Raw genomic sequence first — 15,789 nt, 5'->3', positions numbered from 1 at the left:
TTTTGCGAGCGGGCGCTTTCAGGATGGAATAGGGCGCATCTATTTTCTCAATCGTATTCCTGGTCAGGGTAGCGTTGTCATGGCCACCTGCACGGGCAAAGTCGGCACCCGTATCCCAGCAGCAGTACCGCCCAGGATAAGGCGTTATTTGTGGCGTTCAGTGAGCGAAGCAACCATCCCTGCCAGCGGCACGGTAAAAATCCCCTTCCAGAACACGACGCATGGCCCCATCGCCTGCGCCACGGGGAATTAACGCAAATTTTAGCTCTGTTCAGGTGGGACGCCATCACCAATGACACACCGCCCGTGTCGGGTCACAGGTAGAATCCCGCATTGCCTTTTGAAACACGCCGCCGCAATCAGTGGCGCGCGCACGGTCGTAATATGGTGCGATGAAGCGGCCCTACTGGAAACCCAAGGTGTGACGGATGCGTATGTCTGGTCAAACCGAACAAGGGAGACGGTCACTATCGGCACGACTCTTTATCCGGTTAAACCGCATTCCGTTTTTATTTGTGTGAATGGTGGCAACGATACCGATATCGCCGAGACGATCTTCCAGTATTACAATCCTGGCGCGGACATGAATGGGGATACCACCTTTACTGTTTATGATAAAGAGAACTACTCGCCGCCTTACCCGCAATATGTGATGCAGTGCAGCGAGCCACCCCATTAAGCGTCTATTTTTCCGTCAACATTGATAAAAGTCTCAATCCTCCCTGTGACATTACCGGGCAAGTTAAAAAAACAGTTATTCGCGTGTTTAATGGCGAGGTAGAAGGCATTCAACGTGCGGGTATAGGGCAACCCTGAATGTGGTAAATACTACGCGCCGATTATTGCGATTGAGCCTTATTCGGTGAGTGTCGTATCAGTAATGATATCCCAAGACGGCAAAAACTGGCTGTCTGCGTTAACACCAGGCGTGGCGCAAGTCCCCGTTTTGCAAGCCGATAACATTCACGTGGAGTTAAAATGAGTTGGCAAAAAACGGTGCTAAACCAGTACAGTGCCAGCCAGAAATTGCTGTCTGTCATCGCAACATTCGAGCAGGCGGTGAGTCTGAGGATTTTACTGACCGGTTCTTGATGAAGTGTGGATATCACCACCTGCAACCGCTTTGGTCTGGATATGTGGGGAAAATCGTCAACATTTCACGTTACATCACGGCGGAAGTCGATAACAGCGCGTTTGGGTTTGCGCAGGCAGACGAAGGAAAAGCGGATTATCCCACCCCGTTCAGTGATGCCCTTATTACGCGGTGTGCAGGAAACCAGAAAAATCCGGCTAGCGGACAACGCTTATCGAAGCCTGATACTCAGCAAGGCGTTTTCTAACATCAGTATTGCGACTATTCCTGAAATCAATCGCTTCTTACGTTTTCTGTTTAAGGAACGTGGCGAGGCGTTTGTGTGAATTATCGTGACATGACTATTGGTATTACCACCGCCTTCCCCTAGAACCCTTTGAATTGTCAGTATTGAGAAACAGCGAGGTCACCCCGTTACCTTCTGGGGTACTGATGAATATCAATCAGTCGTCGCCCCCTACTTTGGCTTTGCCGAGGATGCCTATCCGTTTAATGAGGGGACGTTTTTTACGCGGGACGTTAATCATCCAGTAGAATTTTTGGAGTATTTATGAAAAAAACAGACTTGCCGCTCGTAAACCGGTGCCTTTGGGGCGAATGGTTCACGGCGTGATTTAACGGCGAAAACGCCAACCGGCAGTAATCAGGCTTCTTATGATGCGGTTTTCCCCCATTACCATGACGATTAAAGCCGCAGGCGGCTTGCCCCCTGATGGCCGTGACATGAATCAGGCACTTAACGAACTATACACCGGCTATCGTTGGCATAATGCGGGCGCGGGTTACCCTTTTGATGCCGATTTTGCCACGGCGATTGGTGGTTATCCGGCGGGGCGAAAGTGCCCAATTCCACGAATGACGGTTTTGGCTAAATACAATAGACGGGAATACGACCAATCCGGAAGTGTTGGATGCCTCCGCAACAGGGTGGGTACCCGTGAATAGTTACGGCATCACCAGTATAACCGGACTGGAAACCGGCACGATAACCTTGACTACCTTACAGGCCGCAAAAGAAGAACTGGTCTTCAGTGGCAATCTTATTGCTGATACCACCGTAATTTCCCGCCATGGATAAGAAACTGGACTGTCACCAATCACTGTCAGGGGAATTTCACCCTGACTCGTAAACCCCTGTCAGGGACTGGTGTGTACTGCCCAGTGCAGAAATGTTATCCGTTGCGATGTCACAGATTATTTTGCTATCCTCGTTGCGTCGCTCACTCAACACGTCTCACACGGTTAAGTAGCGCCACTGACAGCAATGATGAAACGCTGGCCGCCACACCCAAAGCCGTCAAAGCCGCTTATGACTTGGCGAAAACCGTAAGTATTGACGGAATTATCCGGTAGGGATTGTTGTCTGGTTTGCTCAAAATAAAAATCCCAATACCTTATTTCCAAATACAAAATGGCAATACATTGGTGAAAATAAACCATTCGTTTAGCAAAAGCAGATGGTTCTAATGTATTCACTACCGGAGGCGCTGATGCTATTAAGCTGACAGAAGCCCAATTACCCGCTCACGGGCACACTTTTCAGCAACAACCAGTAGCTATGATTATGGTACTAAAAATACGAATGCAACGGGTAATCATGCACATAATTTTGCAGGCGTTGTACGTGACCCATGGAATGCAAGAGGCGATGACGGTAATCCTAATCAATGGAAACCAAGGGCTCAAAATACATCACAAGCGGGGAACCACTCACATACTGTTACTATCGGTGCACACACCCATTCTGTTTCAGGTACAACGGGAAAGACGGGAAGTAGTAGCGAAATTAATATAACGAATGCTTTTATTACGCTAATGGGCTGGTACAGAATCAGTTAAGGAATCAAAAATGTTTAGAATTTTTAAAGCCTATACCTACACGAGTGATACACATGAGTTGCTGGGTCCTTGCGATGCTTACACGGATGAAACTCATGACATACTGCCTTTTCATACTGAGAAAAAACCAATTGACAAAAAGGAAGGTTTCGCTGTTGTTTTTAATGAACAAAATCAGGAATGGGAATATCAGGAAGATCATCGCGGTTTGGTTTTGTTTGATACGAAAAGCCGTCAATCTGTCACCCTTGAAAAATTAGGTAAGGTACCGGAATATTTAACATCATTAGCCCCTCAAAGCGAATATGATGTTTGGGATGGTGAAAAGTGGGTCAAGGATGCAGAAGCTGAAAAATTAGCAGAAAGACAAAAATTAGAAGGCATCAAACAACAAAAATTATATGATGCCACTCGTGAAATTGCACCCCTTCAAGATGCAGTCGATTTAGAAATGGCCACCGAAGACGAGAAAAAACGACTGATAGCCTGGAAAAAATATCGGGTTTTTGTGAACCGTACGGATGTTTCAACTGCACCCGATATTGACTGGCCGAAAAAACCGGATTGAGTAGCTTTCCAACGCCAAATCAGCATGACAGAAAAGAATTGGTTGATTTATTTCGCCGTGCTAAACGTTGCAAATTATCCTCAACATCCGCTTGGGTGACCTCGCCAACTATCTGACCGGATTTGTCATAACGAAATGCGCCTAACTGGATAAGTGCGCGATAATCGGCGTGATGACCAACACTACCCAAACAGGCTCTTAAACGCCTTCTCGCTATCGGTAAGCCCTTTTCCTTCACCTCTTGCCACATATCCTGCTGGATGCCAATTTTCATTGGGCACAGCTTGCCATCAGGGAAAAGATAAGGCCAAAACGTGCTAATTTGTGAAATTGCCTCATTTAACGGTAATCGCTTTTTAGACGGTGTGGGTGATTTAGGTGTTTTAACCTTCACTTCCTGTTTGGGTTTAACAACCGTCTGCTTGGGCTGCTGTTTTACGGCTTTCGAAGGATGAGGTTTTTTTTCTGTTTTTTTGACGCAGCCTTTACCCAGACCTTTTTACGGTAAGCAAGGTCACTTTTGTGATGTTCTTCCGATGAAAGCTTTCTAGGACGATTAAGGCTTAAATTTTGGCGTTCTGTCATGGTTTAATCTTTAAACAGGTTGCTCATTTCAGTATCATTTAAGCTCGTAAATTTCATCACCGATTGTCTATCCATGCCACTTTCGAGCATTTGGCGCGCTATCTTCATGGAAGCCTGTTTTTCGCCCTCAACTTTCCCTTGTTGCATACCTTGTTGTATGCCTTGTTGCATACCTTGTTGTATGCCTTGTTGCATACCTTGTTGTATGCCTTGTTGCATACCTTGTTGTATGCCTTGTTGTATGCCTTGTTGCATACCTTGTTGTATGCCTTGTTGTATGCCTTCTTCTCGTATACCTTGTGCAATATTCATCAATGCCCCCTCATGTTTCTCTGTCTGTCTGGCTATCTCTTTGATTAACTTTGCTGGTTGCTCAGCATTGCCTTCTTGGATTAGATAGTTAAACATAGTAATAACTTGATTATCAGTATAATAATTATACGACAACAGTTTAACAATACTATTCAGTAGCTCGGCCATATCCCGTCTTCGAATGTGTTTTTGGATAAGCTCCAATAACGCCATTCGCTTATGTTGCATAATCTCACCGTCATCAAGCGTGGTGACATCGACTAGCTTAAACGGTTTGGTGTATATCTTTTCGGCAATATCTCTGCCACTAAAGCAGTCTAGCCAGTCTGTACTATACGGATGAGGGCTTTTCTCACCGCAATAAAACAGGATGGGAAAAACCAGCGGCAACTCTTTATGACCAGCCTCTAAATGCTTTTGCATGGCAGCCATACTGTAGCGCATGAGTCGCCATGCCATGAGCTTGTCAGGGGTTGATTGGTGTTCAATCAGCAGATAGAGATAACCTTGTCCCTTTTCTGTTTTGACAGAATACAGGATATCACTCTGGTAGTTTTTCATCTCACTATCAACAAATGAGCCAGATTCCACTTTGAGGCTATCTAAGTCACACAGTGCCTTAATCTCATCCGGTAGCCAGATATCAAAGAAATCTTTAGCGGTCTCTTTTTCACTTAAAAACTGCTTAAATACCGCATCATGGGGCGTTGGGGTGAATTTTTTACTCATCGGATATCTTCAATAATTGCTCGCGTCAGATTGAATTATGGCAAACAAACCCGCTATATTAATCATTACATTTAAGACATCATAATCCAGCTTTAGCAATAACGCCCTATTTACCTCAGGGGCATTTTTACTTTAATGACTCGGACTAAATCGGTAAGGACTCGGTTTTTCCAATACTGCGCCCACCTCTTTGGCTTTTTTCTCAGCCTCGAAAATCCGTGGACTATTTCACCATCTCGAAATCGCCAAGCGTCACCCGTACCGTTTGCCAGTCTTGCCATCCAAACATTGCTATCTTTGTTGGTTGGAATTAACCGCTTTTTGCTAGTCTTAATCTTTTCACGAAGCTGTATTTTTTCGTCCTCAGACAACTCAGCGGACAACAGGGTACAATGCTCAACGATTTCAGCAAGGTTTTTTTCGTCGGTGGCATCGTCGAGGGCGATTAATACGGCGTCCAATTTTGGATTAGTTGCTGGTTGTACATCTGTCGCCGTTTCTTCTTTTTGACGTAGTTTTTCGTTTCGCTCACGGATAATATCCCTCATCGATAGCCGTTTAAACGAAGTAGGAGCCATTCTGAGCGGTTTTTCTGTTGAATTTGCATCTTCGTATACCCCAAACATCGAAAATAGTTCAGAGGCGCAAGGAAGCCGTCTAGCGAGGCGATGAATCACTGTCTTGAGTGCCATTCTGTCGAACCACTTCACCCAAGGGCTTGTGTAGTCTTTTGCGCTTTTCACTGTATCGCGTATCTTTTCCACGTCAGCGCGACTCATCACTTCAACAACCAGTTCACCGCTATTGAGTTTGGCGAAGGCATAGACTTTTACTACCTCATCACCATCAAAAAACGCTGGACGGTGGGTTAAATGCTCGCCGTTTTCATCAATCACATATTCAAACTCATCTTGTGAATAGACAACCTTTGCAATGATATTGGCTACCTGACCGGATTGACGGGCACGTTTCATAACACCGTCCACCATCGGCATGTAGACGGCTTTTTTCACAAATTGATTATTGACTTTGGTACTACGGACAATCAGAGCAGCTTCTCGTCCGTCAGGCATAAGTCCGTCTTTGGCGCAACGGGTTAAGGCCAGCACCAGTGATTGCTTATCGGCTTTTTGCAAATCCGCATTTTCAATCAATGCGGTTGCGGCGGTTCGGGTGAACTGCTCAGGCGTAACCTGAGCAGGTAACAGGGCTGCTATGCCTTGCTGCGTAATGACCGATTGCAAATTGGCATAGACGTTGTTCATGGTTTCCAGTCCGGTATTCATGCTACACCCTCTTCCATCATCAAAGCTTCTCTGCGTTTTCTATCCGCCTGTTTTGCCCAGAAAGGACGGGATATTTTGACTATTGGGTAGGTTTCTATGACGCTTTCTAGCATATCAATCACACGATTTACTTCGTATACGCCCTGCTCGCTATCTTCGTCGTCGGGTTCACAAAGTTTCACAGGAAAACGCCCATAAGCTGGGTTTTTGCCAATTGCACAGAAAGTGAAAGCTATCGCTTGACCAAATACCTGATTAGCAATCAGACGGTAAAATTCCGCTTGTATGTGATAACCAAACTCATCAACAGATTTCCCAAAACCTTGAAAATTGTCAGTCGTTTTCACATCCAACAAGAAAGGCTTATCTGAATAGATTCCCAACAAATCAGGACGAATTTTCAATAGCGTCCCCTTTTCCGTGCGATAGAAAATTGAAACCTCTGGTTCGCCGTTTTCGAGTAGCTCTTCAACCATTGGGTAAGCCAGCGCAGAATCACGCATCAATTGGATTGCCTCAAATTCCTCCTTTTTTAAAACAACCCTTGCCAATGTTAGATTTTTTTTCTCAAAATCGGATAGCGTTTTTTTGCCATCCTTTGTACGCAAATCCAGCTCAGGTGCAGAAACATATCTTAGCGGAAATTTCTCCGGCTCAAGAATAGCCGTATGTACCGCATCACCAATCAAAAACGCTCTTGTTTTTCCTTCCTGAACGGGTGCGTCCTTGTCCCAATCCAGCACAGCTATTGTCTCTGCCTTTTGCACCAACCTAATTTGCGTACTCGAATAACCGTTTGCCGCGTGATAGGTGCTATTTGACAAACGGCGAACAATCAAGCTCTCTGTGGGTTTCAACGCATCCACACAGCCGTTCAACATCTCAAGCGTGATATTTTCACCGCTCATGATTTTTCCGTTAACGGGAGGAAAAGCAGAGAAGATAGAGTTGTCGTCTATGTTTGTGACTTTTGAGTTAATTAATTGTTGCCCTTCTGTGTAATTATTAACCAATTCTTCAGGTACTATATTCGCCTCGCTTTTTTCCGCTTCTCCCACGTTTTCCACAGACATAACGACAGATTTAGTGGATAACTCTGTTGATTGCGTTAATAACTGATTATTTTTTCCACACTCAAAAAGATGAATCGCTATTCCCTTGATTTCGCTTAAAGAGATAGTTTTGTCTGCTTCCTGTATTTTCACGGACAACAATTCACGAAGTTCGGTGTATTGCTCAAAAATCTCTGGCTCTTCTGATGGATTGGCCAACAAATCCTCCGCATCGCGAATCTCGCCTTCGTCGTATTCTTCCTGAACCCCAAATATCGTGAGTAAAGCGCAAAACTGGTCTATGCCCTGTTCTTCGATAATATCCGTCTGTTTTTCGGTATTAGCGAGATACTCTTCAACGCTAATTTCTTCCAATCTGGGCGATTTGTAAAAACAGCAGTTTGCGCCGTCCGTTTTAAAGATATGTTGAGAGGCCAATTTCTTGGCGGCAATTTTCGTTTCAGACGCAAGATAGATGAAATTTGTTGTCTTACCCTTCTCGTGGTCAACGTTAGTGATGATGGTTGCTTTGAAGTATTTCATGCCGCACCCCCAACTCGCTGGAGAATTCGGGCACGCTGACGAAGGGTTAAATTGCGTGAGGTTCGAACGAATAACTCGATGATTTGATTTTGCGCTTCAATTACGCGCACGCGGAAGGTACTATTTCCCATAGTCCGACTCCTAGTTACAGTAGGTTTTGGGCTAGCTAGCTGTGAGGGGTGCAACCCAAACAGCTAGCGACTAATTACTTGATATTGCGTTTTCTTTTTCAATAATTGTTGAGAACGCTATTCTATCTCCATTGAAAACAAAGTTTGGATTTATAAAATAATTTCCTTTTCTCAATGCCTTAGCTATTATTTTAGCTTCTTCAAGTTCTATGAGTCCTCTCCTAAAAGTTGTCATAGATAGTTTGACTCCTTCGTTAAAATTTAGGAATTCTTTTAAAGTGTATGAATCTAAATTTACCACATCCTTATTCATGGCGGATTTTTGAACTATAAATATTAGTACCGTTAATGCCTTTATACCTGCAGATTTAAGATTAAATGCTAGTGCAATATTCTCAGTAAATAATTTCACAAAACACTGAGAATCAACTTTTTTATAAGTGGCAACATGAGTACCCCTTATTTCACCAGTGAATTGATTAACTAAAATATTATCTTCACGTCCTAGCGGAGAAAGCTTTACCGTTTTTCTACCAAACGGTATAACCATATTTTCTAAGAAAGGATTACTTTCATATCTAATCTCTGCCATCCATTTTCTCATTATTAACTGAACTCTGTAATGCCATTATATAATAAAAAATGGTTTTAACAAGGTTTTTTTTGGTTTCTTAAAAACCAATATAATATATTTTTTGATTCTACAAGGTGCAAAAATAGGTTTCCAAAGGATCAGAAAATGAAAACTCACATCTATATATATCAATAACTTACATGAGGTTTATTTATTAATCTTTAGGTGTAAGGAACTACCAAGCAACTCATCAAGAAACAAATTAACTTCCGCTTCCTAGTCGACGTTTTTCGGTATTCCCGATCTAAGGTAAGGAAACTGAATTAACTAAAAAAAATCCCAAAAATCCTTAAAATTAAAATGCCCACCGCTCGCCACAGCCAAGTGACCGAGCAACGCGAGCGAACGGGCGAGGAAGCGGAAGATAACCGGAAATTAAAGGGAACACAGTCACGCGAAAATCACAAAATACTAATTTCTTCCAATCTGGGCGATTTGTAAAAACAGCAATTTGCGCCGTCAGTCTCAAAGATATGTTGAGAGGCCAATTTCTTGGCAGCTATTTTCGTCTCAGAGGAAAGATAGATGAAATTTGTTGTCTTACCCTTCTCGTGGTCAACGTTAGTGATGATGGTTGCTTTGAAGTATTTCATGCCGCACCCCCAACTCGCTGGAGAATTCGGGCACGCTGACGAAGGGTTAAATTGCGTGAGGTTCGAACGAATAACTCGATGATTTGATTTTGCGCTTCAATTACGCGCACACGGAAGGTACTATTTCTCATAGTCCGACTCCTAGTTATCGTAGGTTTTGGGTTAGCTGGTTGTAGGAGGCGTTAACTCCTTCAATCAGCGATTATTCTTTCTCAACAAAAGGAATATACGTTAATTTTTCCTTCGATTTTTCCCTAAAATTACTTTCTTGTTCAGTAGAAGTGGCAACAACTGTGGCACTAAAAATAGCATATTGACGCTCATCTCTACCTGCCTGCCAAGCTACTTTTTCATTAACACAGTATGCGGTTGCATTTCCAACTTTTACCGTATCTATCCAGTTATCTTTTTTTAAGATTCTTACTGCCCTTGCTACACTTGGACGACTATATCCGGTCACTTCTTGTAGTAATTGATAACTACATACAACAGCGTTTGTCGTTCTTCCCATTTTTTCCATGAAAAAATTAATATTTCAGCAGCAAGAGGATGTTTGCTTATTAGACCTCTAAAATGATTCATATATCCTTTTGATAACTGGACGAAATTATAATTATCTAATTTCAATTTATATGATACCCCTCAGTCTCAATCCAGTAATAAAAACTATAACCAAAAGATACTGGTTGTGTCAAATATTTTTTTATTTTAAAAACTGAGTATCATTAGCTATGAGACTCATCAGTATCATCAATACTGATACTGTAAAATAAAAAAATAATTATAAATCATAATTTTATAGTGCATTCCCTTTCTGTATCTGTATTAGTTGGAACTATCAGACAACTCAATAGCAACAAACTAACTTCCGCTTCCTCGTCGCCGCTGTTCGGTGCTCGCAAGCTGCGCTCCGCCTCAACGTCTCCTGCGGTGAGCGGACTGAGTTAAGGAAAAACCGGATTTTCTTTAAAAAAAACCAAAAAATCTTTTTAAAATTTAACGCCCACCGCTCGCCACAGCCAAGTGACCGAGCAACGCGAGCGAACGGGCGAGGAAGCGGGAGATAACCGGAAATTAAAGGGAACACAGTCACGCGAAAATCACAAAATACTAATTTCTTCCAATCTGGGCGATTTGTAAAAACAGCAGTTTGCGCCGTCAGTCTCAAAGATATGTTGAGAGGCCAATTTCTTGGCAGCTATTTTCGTCTCAGAGGAAAGATAGATGAAATTTGTTGTCTTACCCTTCTCGTGGTCAACGTTAGTGATGATGGTTGCTTTGAAGTATTTCATGCCGCACCCCCAACTCGCTGGAGAATTCGGGCACGCTGACGACGGGTTAAATTGCGTGAGGTTCGAACGAATAACTCGATGATTTGATTTTGCGCTTCAATTACGCGCACGCGGAAGGTACTATTTCGCATAGTCCGACTCCTATCGACTTAGGTTGTTGGATCAGGTGCTTGGGCGGGGTTCAGAGCCCGTTCAAGTACCGCTAATTTAATCTTGTTTTTCTATTGCTGTAGTAAATGCAACTCTGTCTCCATTAAAAATAAAGTTTGGGTTAATAAAATAATCTCCTTGTTTTAAACATCTTGCGATTATTTGAGCCCCTACTAGTTCTTTAATTCCTCTAGTAAATGTTGCTTGAGATAATTTTTGACCTGAATCAGATAAAAATTCTTCTAAAGCGTATTTATCTAACACAACTCTATCTTTGTTCATTCCTGAATTTTGCACTGTAAAAATCAATACATTTAGTGCTTTTAGTCCAGCAGAGCCTAATTCAAAAGTCATCGCTATATTTTCAGCGAAAAGTTTTATAAATTTCCCCCTATCAACTTTTTTATAAGTTGTTACATGCGTTCCTAAAATTTCTCCTGTAAGTTGATTGACTAATACATTCCGATCTTTACCCATTTTGGATAATCGAATTTGTTTAGTCCCCATAGGAATCATCATATTTTCCATGAATGGATTTTGTTTGTGCCTTATTACATCGATATTTTTTGATTCCGTCATATGCATTTTTCTATTTTTTCTTACTCTTACTTAAGCATTTTAGTTGTTTTTTTGATTATGTCAACGTATTTTTTGATTTTAACGTAATCATAAAGACACTCATTTTTGATTACAGCAACAACAGTATTTATGGTTGTGACAAACAGATATTAAAAATTTAATTCTTTCTATAACAGGTTTTATGATTACTTCTCTTCTTGTATCTTTTGATAGAAAGAAGTATCAGACGACTCAGTAGCAACGGATTAATTCCGCTTTCTCTTCGACGGTGCTCGCAATTTAAAGCGTAAAAATTGAGTTAAAAAAACAATCCAAAAAAATCCTTAAAATTAAAATACCCACCGCTCGCCACAGCCAAGTGACCGAGCAACGCGAGCGAACGGGCGAGGAAGCGGAAGATAACCGGAAATTAAAGGGAACACAGTCACGCGAAAATCACAAAATACTAATTTCTTCCAATCTGGGCGATTTGTAAAAACAGCAGTTTGCGCCGTCAGTCTCAAAGATATGTTGAGAGGCCAATTTCTTGGCAGCTATTTTCGTCTCAGAGGAAAGATAGATGAAATTTGTTGTCTTACCCTTCTCGTGGTCAACGTTAGTGATGATGGTTGCTTTGAAGTATTTCATGCCGCACCCCCAACTCGCTGGAGAATTCGGGCACGCTGACGAAGGGTTAAATTGCGTGAGGTTCGAACGAATAACTCGATGATTTGATTTTGCGCTTCAATTACGCGCACGCGGAAGGTAGACTTTTTCATTAGCCTTACTCCTATCACATGTAGGTTTAGGGTTAGCTGGTAGTAAGAGGCGAAAACTCTTGCTATCAGCGATTACTCATCAATATTTATTGATCTGAGCATTTCTTTTGTAATTTTTTCATTTTCACTTTTTGAAAGTAAAATGGGTCCCTCAAATTTGCAATACGCTTTATTTGTTCTCCATGCTCTCCATACCACATGAGGATTTAGAACATAGACATTACTTGTACCCATTTTTAGAATGGTTATAAATCCGTTATCTTTTAAACACTTAATAGCTAAACTTACAGTTGTTCTTTTTTTACCCGTAACTTCTTCAAGAACACGATGTGAGCAAACTACTGCATTGTTTTTATTCATAAATTCGGTTAAGAATAAAAAAATATCACCCGAAACGGTATTTTTCTTAAATATCTCTCTAACAGCACCAATATTTTTTTCGGAAAATTGAATAAAAAGGTCTTTATTTTTTTGCATATCGACATTATCTATAAACATATAAGTTCACAATTTTAAACATATGTTTATATAAAACTATAAACACAGTTGTTATTAATGTCAAACATATTTTATGAAAAAACGAACATCTATTTATAAACACATGTTCGATAATACTGAACATATATGTTCAGTAGCTTGTTAAACATATGAAAAATTAAAATTCTTTAAAATCAGAATTTTAATATCTCGTTCTCCTTTCTTATATCTTGAAGTTTTGGAGAGAATTACCATGCAACTGATCAGCAATAAACTAACTTCCGCTTCCTCGTCGCCGCTGTTCGGTGCTCGCAAGCTAAACTTAGAAAGAAAATTAAAAAATAATCCAAAAAATCCTTAAAATTAAAACACCCACCGCTCGCCACAGCCAAGTGACCGAGCAACGCGAGCGAACGGGCGAGGAAGCGGAAGATAACCGGAAATTAAAGGGAACACAGTCACGCGAAAATCACAAAATACTAATTTCTTCCAATCTGGGCGATTTGTAAAAACAGCAATTTGCGCCGTCAGTCTCAAAGATATGTTGAGAAGCCAATTTCTTGGCAGCTATTTTCATCTCAGAGGAAAGATAGATGAAATTTGTTGTCTTACCCTTCTCGTGGTCAACGTTAGTGATGATAGTTGCTTTGAAGTATTTCATGCCGCACCCCCAACTCGCTGGAGAATTCGGGCACGCTGACGACGGGTTAAATTGCGTGAGGTTCGAACGAATAACTCGATGATTTGATTTTGCGCTTCAATTACGCGCACACGGAAGGTACTATTTCGCATAGCTCAACTCCTAGTCATCTTAGGTTTTGGGTTAGCTGATTGCAAGAGGTAACGACTCTTGTAGTCAGCGACTATAAAATCATTTCATCTCTGAAAATGTAATCTCTTCTGTTTTTCCGTTTTTGGTGTAGGTACTAACCCAAATGATGGATTGAACCCTATCCCAATCAACTTTAACTGCGTACTTCTTATTAACTCGAAATTCTCCTCGATTTACTCTTTCTATTAAACCAGCAGCTATTAACGCTTTAATATTGTTATTAAAGGCAGCTAAACTAGTATCATGTCTTTTACAAAATCTATCTTTTGCAGATTTACCATAAGATACTTCATTGTGATCATTCATATGTTTTAACATAAAATGAAATATGTTCATTTGAAGCCCAGTAACTCCCTTTACATTACATAGGTCATTTATATAAACCTTTATAAAATCAGGCTCTTGAGTTATTTCCCCTGTTTCTAGGTTTACATGTCTACGTCCCATATCGGCCTCATTTAAATAAATTTTAAAGTTAACTATAATAATAAAAAAATTATTTCAAGTTTTTTTAAAGTTATTAAATAAAAGTTTTCATATCCTAAAAATAACTTTTTTAATTATTAAAAATAATTATATAGTTATTAATAATGATTATTTAGTTATTAACATATAATCATATAGTTACCTTAACTAATTATATGATTACCAAAATTTATTTAAAATACTGATTTATATATAACTATTTATCTATCTTAGATTCTTTCTTGTTTTTCAGGAGTTACAAGACAACTCAGTAGCAACAAACTAATTTCCGCTTCCTCGTCGACGGTGTTCGGTGCTCGCAAGCTAAACTTAGAAAGAAAATTAAAAAATAATCCAAAAAATCCTTAAAATTAAAACGCCCACCGCTCGCCACAGCCAAGTGACCGAGCAACGCGAGCGAACGGGCGAGGAAGCGGAAGATAACCGGAAATTAAAGGGAACACAGTCACGCGAAAATCACAAAATACTAATTTCTTCCAATCTGGGCGATTTGTAAAAACAGCAGTTTGCGCCGTCAGTCTCAAAGATATGTTGAGAGGCCAATTTCTTGGCAGCTATTTTCGTCTCAGAGGAAAGATAGATGAAATTTGTTGTCTTACCCTTCTCGTGGTCAACGTTAGTGATGATGGTTGCTTTGAAGTATTTCATGCCGCACCCCCAACTCGCTGGAGAATTCGGGCACGCTGACGACGGGTTAAATTGCGTGAGGTTCGAGCGAATAACTCGATGATTTGATTTTGCGCTTCAATTACGCGCACACGGAAGGTACTATTTCCCATAGTCCGACTCCTAGTACTGTTAGGGTTTGGATTAGCTAACTTTTGGGATCACCATTCCCATCAGTTAGCGACTAGTTTATAAAATTCTTTCTGTAGTAATTTCTCTACCGTCTTCTGAATATTTAATTTTTAATTCAAATGCTGATCTTTGTTCTATGATGGACTTCCATTCTCCCCTAGCAAAAAATTTAGGGTTGGCTAAATATTCATTTCCTCCCTCACTCAGAACAAATCCTTTTTTTACAAGAAGAGCCAATCTATTTCTTAGAGTCCCATCTTTAATACTAAGTTGGTCACACATTGATTTTCTATATCTGGTTGAAAGAGTCATATAACCATCATAATCGAGCTTTCTAAGCATAAGAAACAAGACGTTTTTTAATGAGTCAGGAACTTTAATCATTGAACATATATCATCAATATACATTTTCACATATGGCGGTTCAGATGAATAACGAGATAATGTTGTCTTTGATTCAGAAATTATTTCTCCAGTGTTTATATCCACAGTGTCTTTTTTTTGCTCATAAAATGCAGTTTTTATTCTCTTTTTAGTCACCATGTCTTGTCCGCATATGTCACTCTATATAACGTGACAATTTACATACAAAAATATACCTTGTCAATAAGGTATTTTAATACCTTTTTTAAAAGGTGTAAATGTATCTTTCAGAAGTTACAAGTGTAACTCCATAACGGTACATATATACCCTTGTGAAGTGATAAAAATAGATACAATCCCTTTTAATACATAGGATGGGTTATATATTGTTTTTAATCAGTACGAAATGCCAGACAACTAAATAGTAACAAACTAACCCCCCCTTCCTCGTTGACGCTATTTTGTACTCACAAGTGGCGCTCCGTTTCAACGTCTCCTGCGTTAAAAAAATCAAAAATCTTTTCAAAACTTAACCCGCACCGCTCGCCACAGCCAAGTGACCGAGCAACGCGAGCGAACGGGCGAGGAAGCGGAAGATAACCGGAAATTAAAGGGAACACAGTCACGCGAAAATCACAAAATACTAATTTCTCTCCAATCTGGGCGATTTGTAAAAACAGCAGTTTGCG

21 protein-coding genes and 2 pseudogenes are annotated in these 15,789 nt (G+C 40.7%); 7 read left to right on the top strand and 16 right to left on the bottom strand.

Going from position 1 to position 15,789, the window contains the following annotated elements:
* From AYJ55_RS32265 to AYJ55_RS22205, 7 genes and pseudogenes are all read left to right on the top strand, one after another.
* Window positions 1-253, top strand: a pseudogene (locus tag AYJ55_RS32265) (baseplate J/gp47 family protein); the annotation flags it as partial.
* An 87-nt stretch (window positions 254-340) separates the two neighbouring features.
* Window positions 341-679: a hypothetical protein gene (locus AYJ55_RS30105; RefSeq protein ID WP_063657951.1), complete on the top strand. Its 339-nt coding sequence runs from the start codon at window positions 341-343 to the stop codon at window positions 677-679.
* A gap of 455 nt (window positions 680-1,134) precedes the next feature.
* Window positions 1,135-1,419: a baseplate wedge 1 family protein gene (locus AYJ55_RS36530; RefSeq protein ID WP_425393841.1), complete on the top strand. Its 285-nt coding sequence runs from the start codon at window positions 1,135-1,137 to the stop codon at window positions 1,417-1,419.
* Window positions 1,420-2,030: 611 nt separating this feature from the next.
* The gene (locus tag AYJ55_RS31255) at window positions 2,031-2,171 is read left to right on the top strand and encodes a hypothetical protein (RefSeq protein WP_187153363.1); all 141 of its coding nucleotides are present in this window, start codon (window positions 2,031-2,033) and stop codon (window positions 2,169-2,171) included.
* A 158-nt stretch (window positions 2,172-2,329) separates the two neighbouring features.
* Window positions 2,330-2,413: pseudogene (locus AYJ55_RS27385) on the top strand (tail fiber protein); the annotation flags it as partial.
* A 195-nt stretch (window positions 2,414-2,608) separates the two neighbouring features.
* Window positions 2,609-2,932 (top strand): hypothetical protein, encoded by a 324-nt coding sequence (locus AYJ55_RS36525; protein WP_425393840.1) that lies wholly within the window; start codon window positions 2,609-2,611, stop codon window positions 2,930-2,932.
* Between the two features lie 10 nt (window positions 2,933-2,942).
* Window positions 2,943-3,500: a tail fiber assembly protein gene (locus tag AYJ55_RS22205; RefSeq protein WP_063657587.1), complete on the top strand. Its 558-nt coding sequence runs from the start codon at window positions 2,943-2,945 to the stop codon at window positions 3,498-3,500.
* Between the two features lie 19 nt (window positions 3,501-3,519).
* Here AYJ55_RS22205 and AYJ55_RS22200 read toward each other — a convergent pair whose 3' ends face one another.
* The 16 genes from AYJ55_RS22200 to AYJ55_RS31250 form a co-directional block, all read right to left on the bottom strand.
* Window positions 3,520-3,894 carry a ProQ/FINO family protein gene (locus tag AYJ55_RS22200; RefSeq protein ID WP_063657588.1) on the bottom strand — a complete coding sequence of 125 codons (375 nt, stop codon included), beginning with the start codon at window positions 3,892-3,894 and terminating at the stop codon, window positions 3,520-3,522.
* A gap of 194 nt (window positions 3,895-4,088) precedes the next feature.
* A complete protein-coding gene (locus tag AYJ55_RS22195; RefSeq protein ID WP_063657589.1) occupies window positions 4,089-5,126 on the bottom strand; it encodes an Rpn family recombination-promoting nuclease/putative transposase in 1,038 nt (345 codons plus the stop codon).
* A 110-nt stretch (window positions 5,127-5,236) separates the two neighbouring features.
* A complete protein-coding gene (locus AYJ55_RS22190; RefSeq protein WP_063657945.1) occupies window positions 5,237-6,412 on the bottom strand; it encodes a recombinase RecT in 1,176 nt (391 codons plus the stop codon).
* Complete coding sequence (locus tag AYJ55_RS22185) at window positions 6,409-8,007, bottom strand: PD-(D/E)XK nuclease-like domain-containing protein (RefSeq protein WP_063657943.1); 1,599 nt, start codon at window positions 8,005-8,007, stop codon at window positions 6,409-6,411. The genes AYJ55_RS22190 and AYJ55_RS22185 overlap by 4 nt, the downstream gene beginning before the upstream one ends.
* A gap of 201 nt (window positions 8,008-8,208) precedes the next feature.
* A complete protein-coding gene (locus AYJ55_RS22180) occupies window positions 8,209-8,730 on the bottom strand; it encodes a replication/maintenance protein RepL (protein ID WP_063657953.1) in 522 nt (173 codons plus the stop codon).
* 443 nt (window positions 8,731-9,173) lie between these two features.
* Window positions 9,174-9,365, bottom strand: coding sequence for a hypothetical protein (locus AYJ55_RS22175; RefSeq protein ID WP_063657713.1), 192 nt, complete (start codon window positions 9,363-9,365; stop codon window positions 9,174-9,176).
* 202 nt (window positions 9,366-9,567) lie between these two features.
* Entirely contained in the window at window positions 9,568-9,885 is a 318-nt protein-coding gene (locus AYJ55_RS22170) for a replication/maintenance protein RepL (RefSeq protein WP_063657941.1), read from the bottom strand.
* Between the two features lie 580 nt (window positions 9,886-10,465).
* On the bottom strand, window positions 10,466-10,657 hold the full coding sequence (locus tag AYJ55_RS22165) for a hypothetical protein (RefSeq protein WP_063657713.1): 192 nt from the start codon (window positions 10,655-10,657) through the stop codon (window positions 10,466-10,468).
* Between the two features lie 207 nt (window positions 10,658-10,864).
* Window positions 10,865-11,386, bottom strand: a complete 522-nt coding sequence (locus tag AYJ55_RS22160) for a replication/maintenance protein RepL (RefSeq protein WP_063657716.1) — start codon at window positions 11,384-11,386, stop codon at window positions 10,865-10,867.
* 435 nt (window positions 11,387-11,821) lie between these two features.
* Complete coding sequence (locus AYJ55_RS22155; RefSeq protein WP_063657713.1) at window positions 11,822-12,013, bottom strand: hypothetical protein; 192 nt, start codon at window positions 12,011-12,013, stop codon at window positions 11,822-11,824.
* 203 nt (window positions 12,014-12,216) lie between these two features.
* Window positions 12,217-12,621 (bottom strand): replication/maintenance protein RepL, encoded by a 405-nt coding sequence (locus AYJ55_RS22150; RefSeq protein WP_187153344.1) that lies wholly within the window; start codon window positions 12,619-12,621, stop codon window positions 12,217-12,219.
* A 469-nt stretch (window positions 12,622-13,090) separates the two neighbouring features.
* Window positions 13,091-13,282, bottom strand: coding sequence for a hypothetical protein (locus AYJ55_RS22145; RefSeq protein ID WP_063657704.1), 192 nt, complete (start codon window positions 13,280-13,282; stop codon window positions 13,091-13,093).
* A 210-nt stretch (window positions 13,283-13,492) separates the two neighbouring features.
* A complete protein-coding gene (locus AYJ55_RS22140; RefSeq protein WP_063657714.1) occupies window positions 13,493-13,900 on the bottom strand; it encodes a replication/maintenance protein RepL in 408 nt (135 codons plus the stop codon).
* A gap of 495 nt (window positions 13,901-14,395) precedes the next feature.
* Entirely contained in the window at window positions 14,396-14,587 is a 192-nt protein-coding gene (locus AYJ55_RS22135; RefSeq protein ID WP_063657713.1) for a hypothetical protein, read from the bottom strand.
* Window positions 14,588-14,794: 207 nt separating this feature from the next.
* Window positions 14,795-15,277 (bottom strand): replication/maintenance protein RepL, encoded by a 483-nt coding sequence (locus tag AYJ55_RS22130; protein WP_187153343.1) that lies wholly within the window; start codon window positions 15,275-15,277, stop codon window positions 14,795-14,797.
* Window positions 15,278-15,567: 290 nt separating this feature from the next.
* Window positions 15,568-15,789, bottom strand: a 222-nt coding sequence (locus AYJ55_RS31250) for a hypothetical protein (protein ID WP_187153362.1), incomplete at its 5' end; no start/stop codon positions are given.

The organism is Candidatus Arsenophonus triatominarum (genome assembly GCF_001640365.1).
In the GTDB taxonomy this organism is placed as follows: domain Bacteria; phylum Pseudomonadota; class Gammaproteobacteria; order Enterobacterales; family Enterobacteriaceae; genus Arsenophonus; species Arsenophonus triatominarum.
The sequence above is the reverse complement of the archived record's forward strand: the minus strand, read 5'-3'. Positions and strand labels throughout refer to the sequence as shown.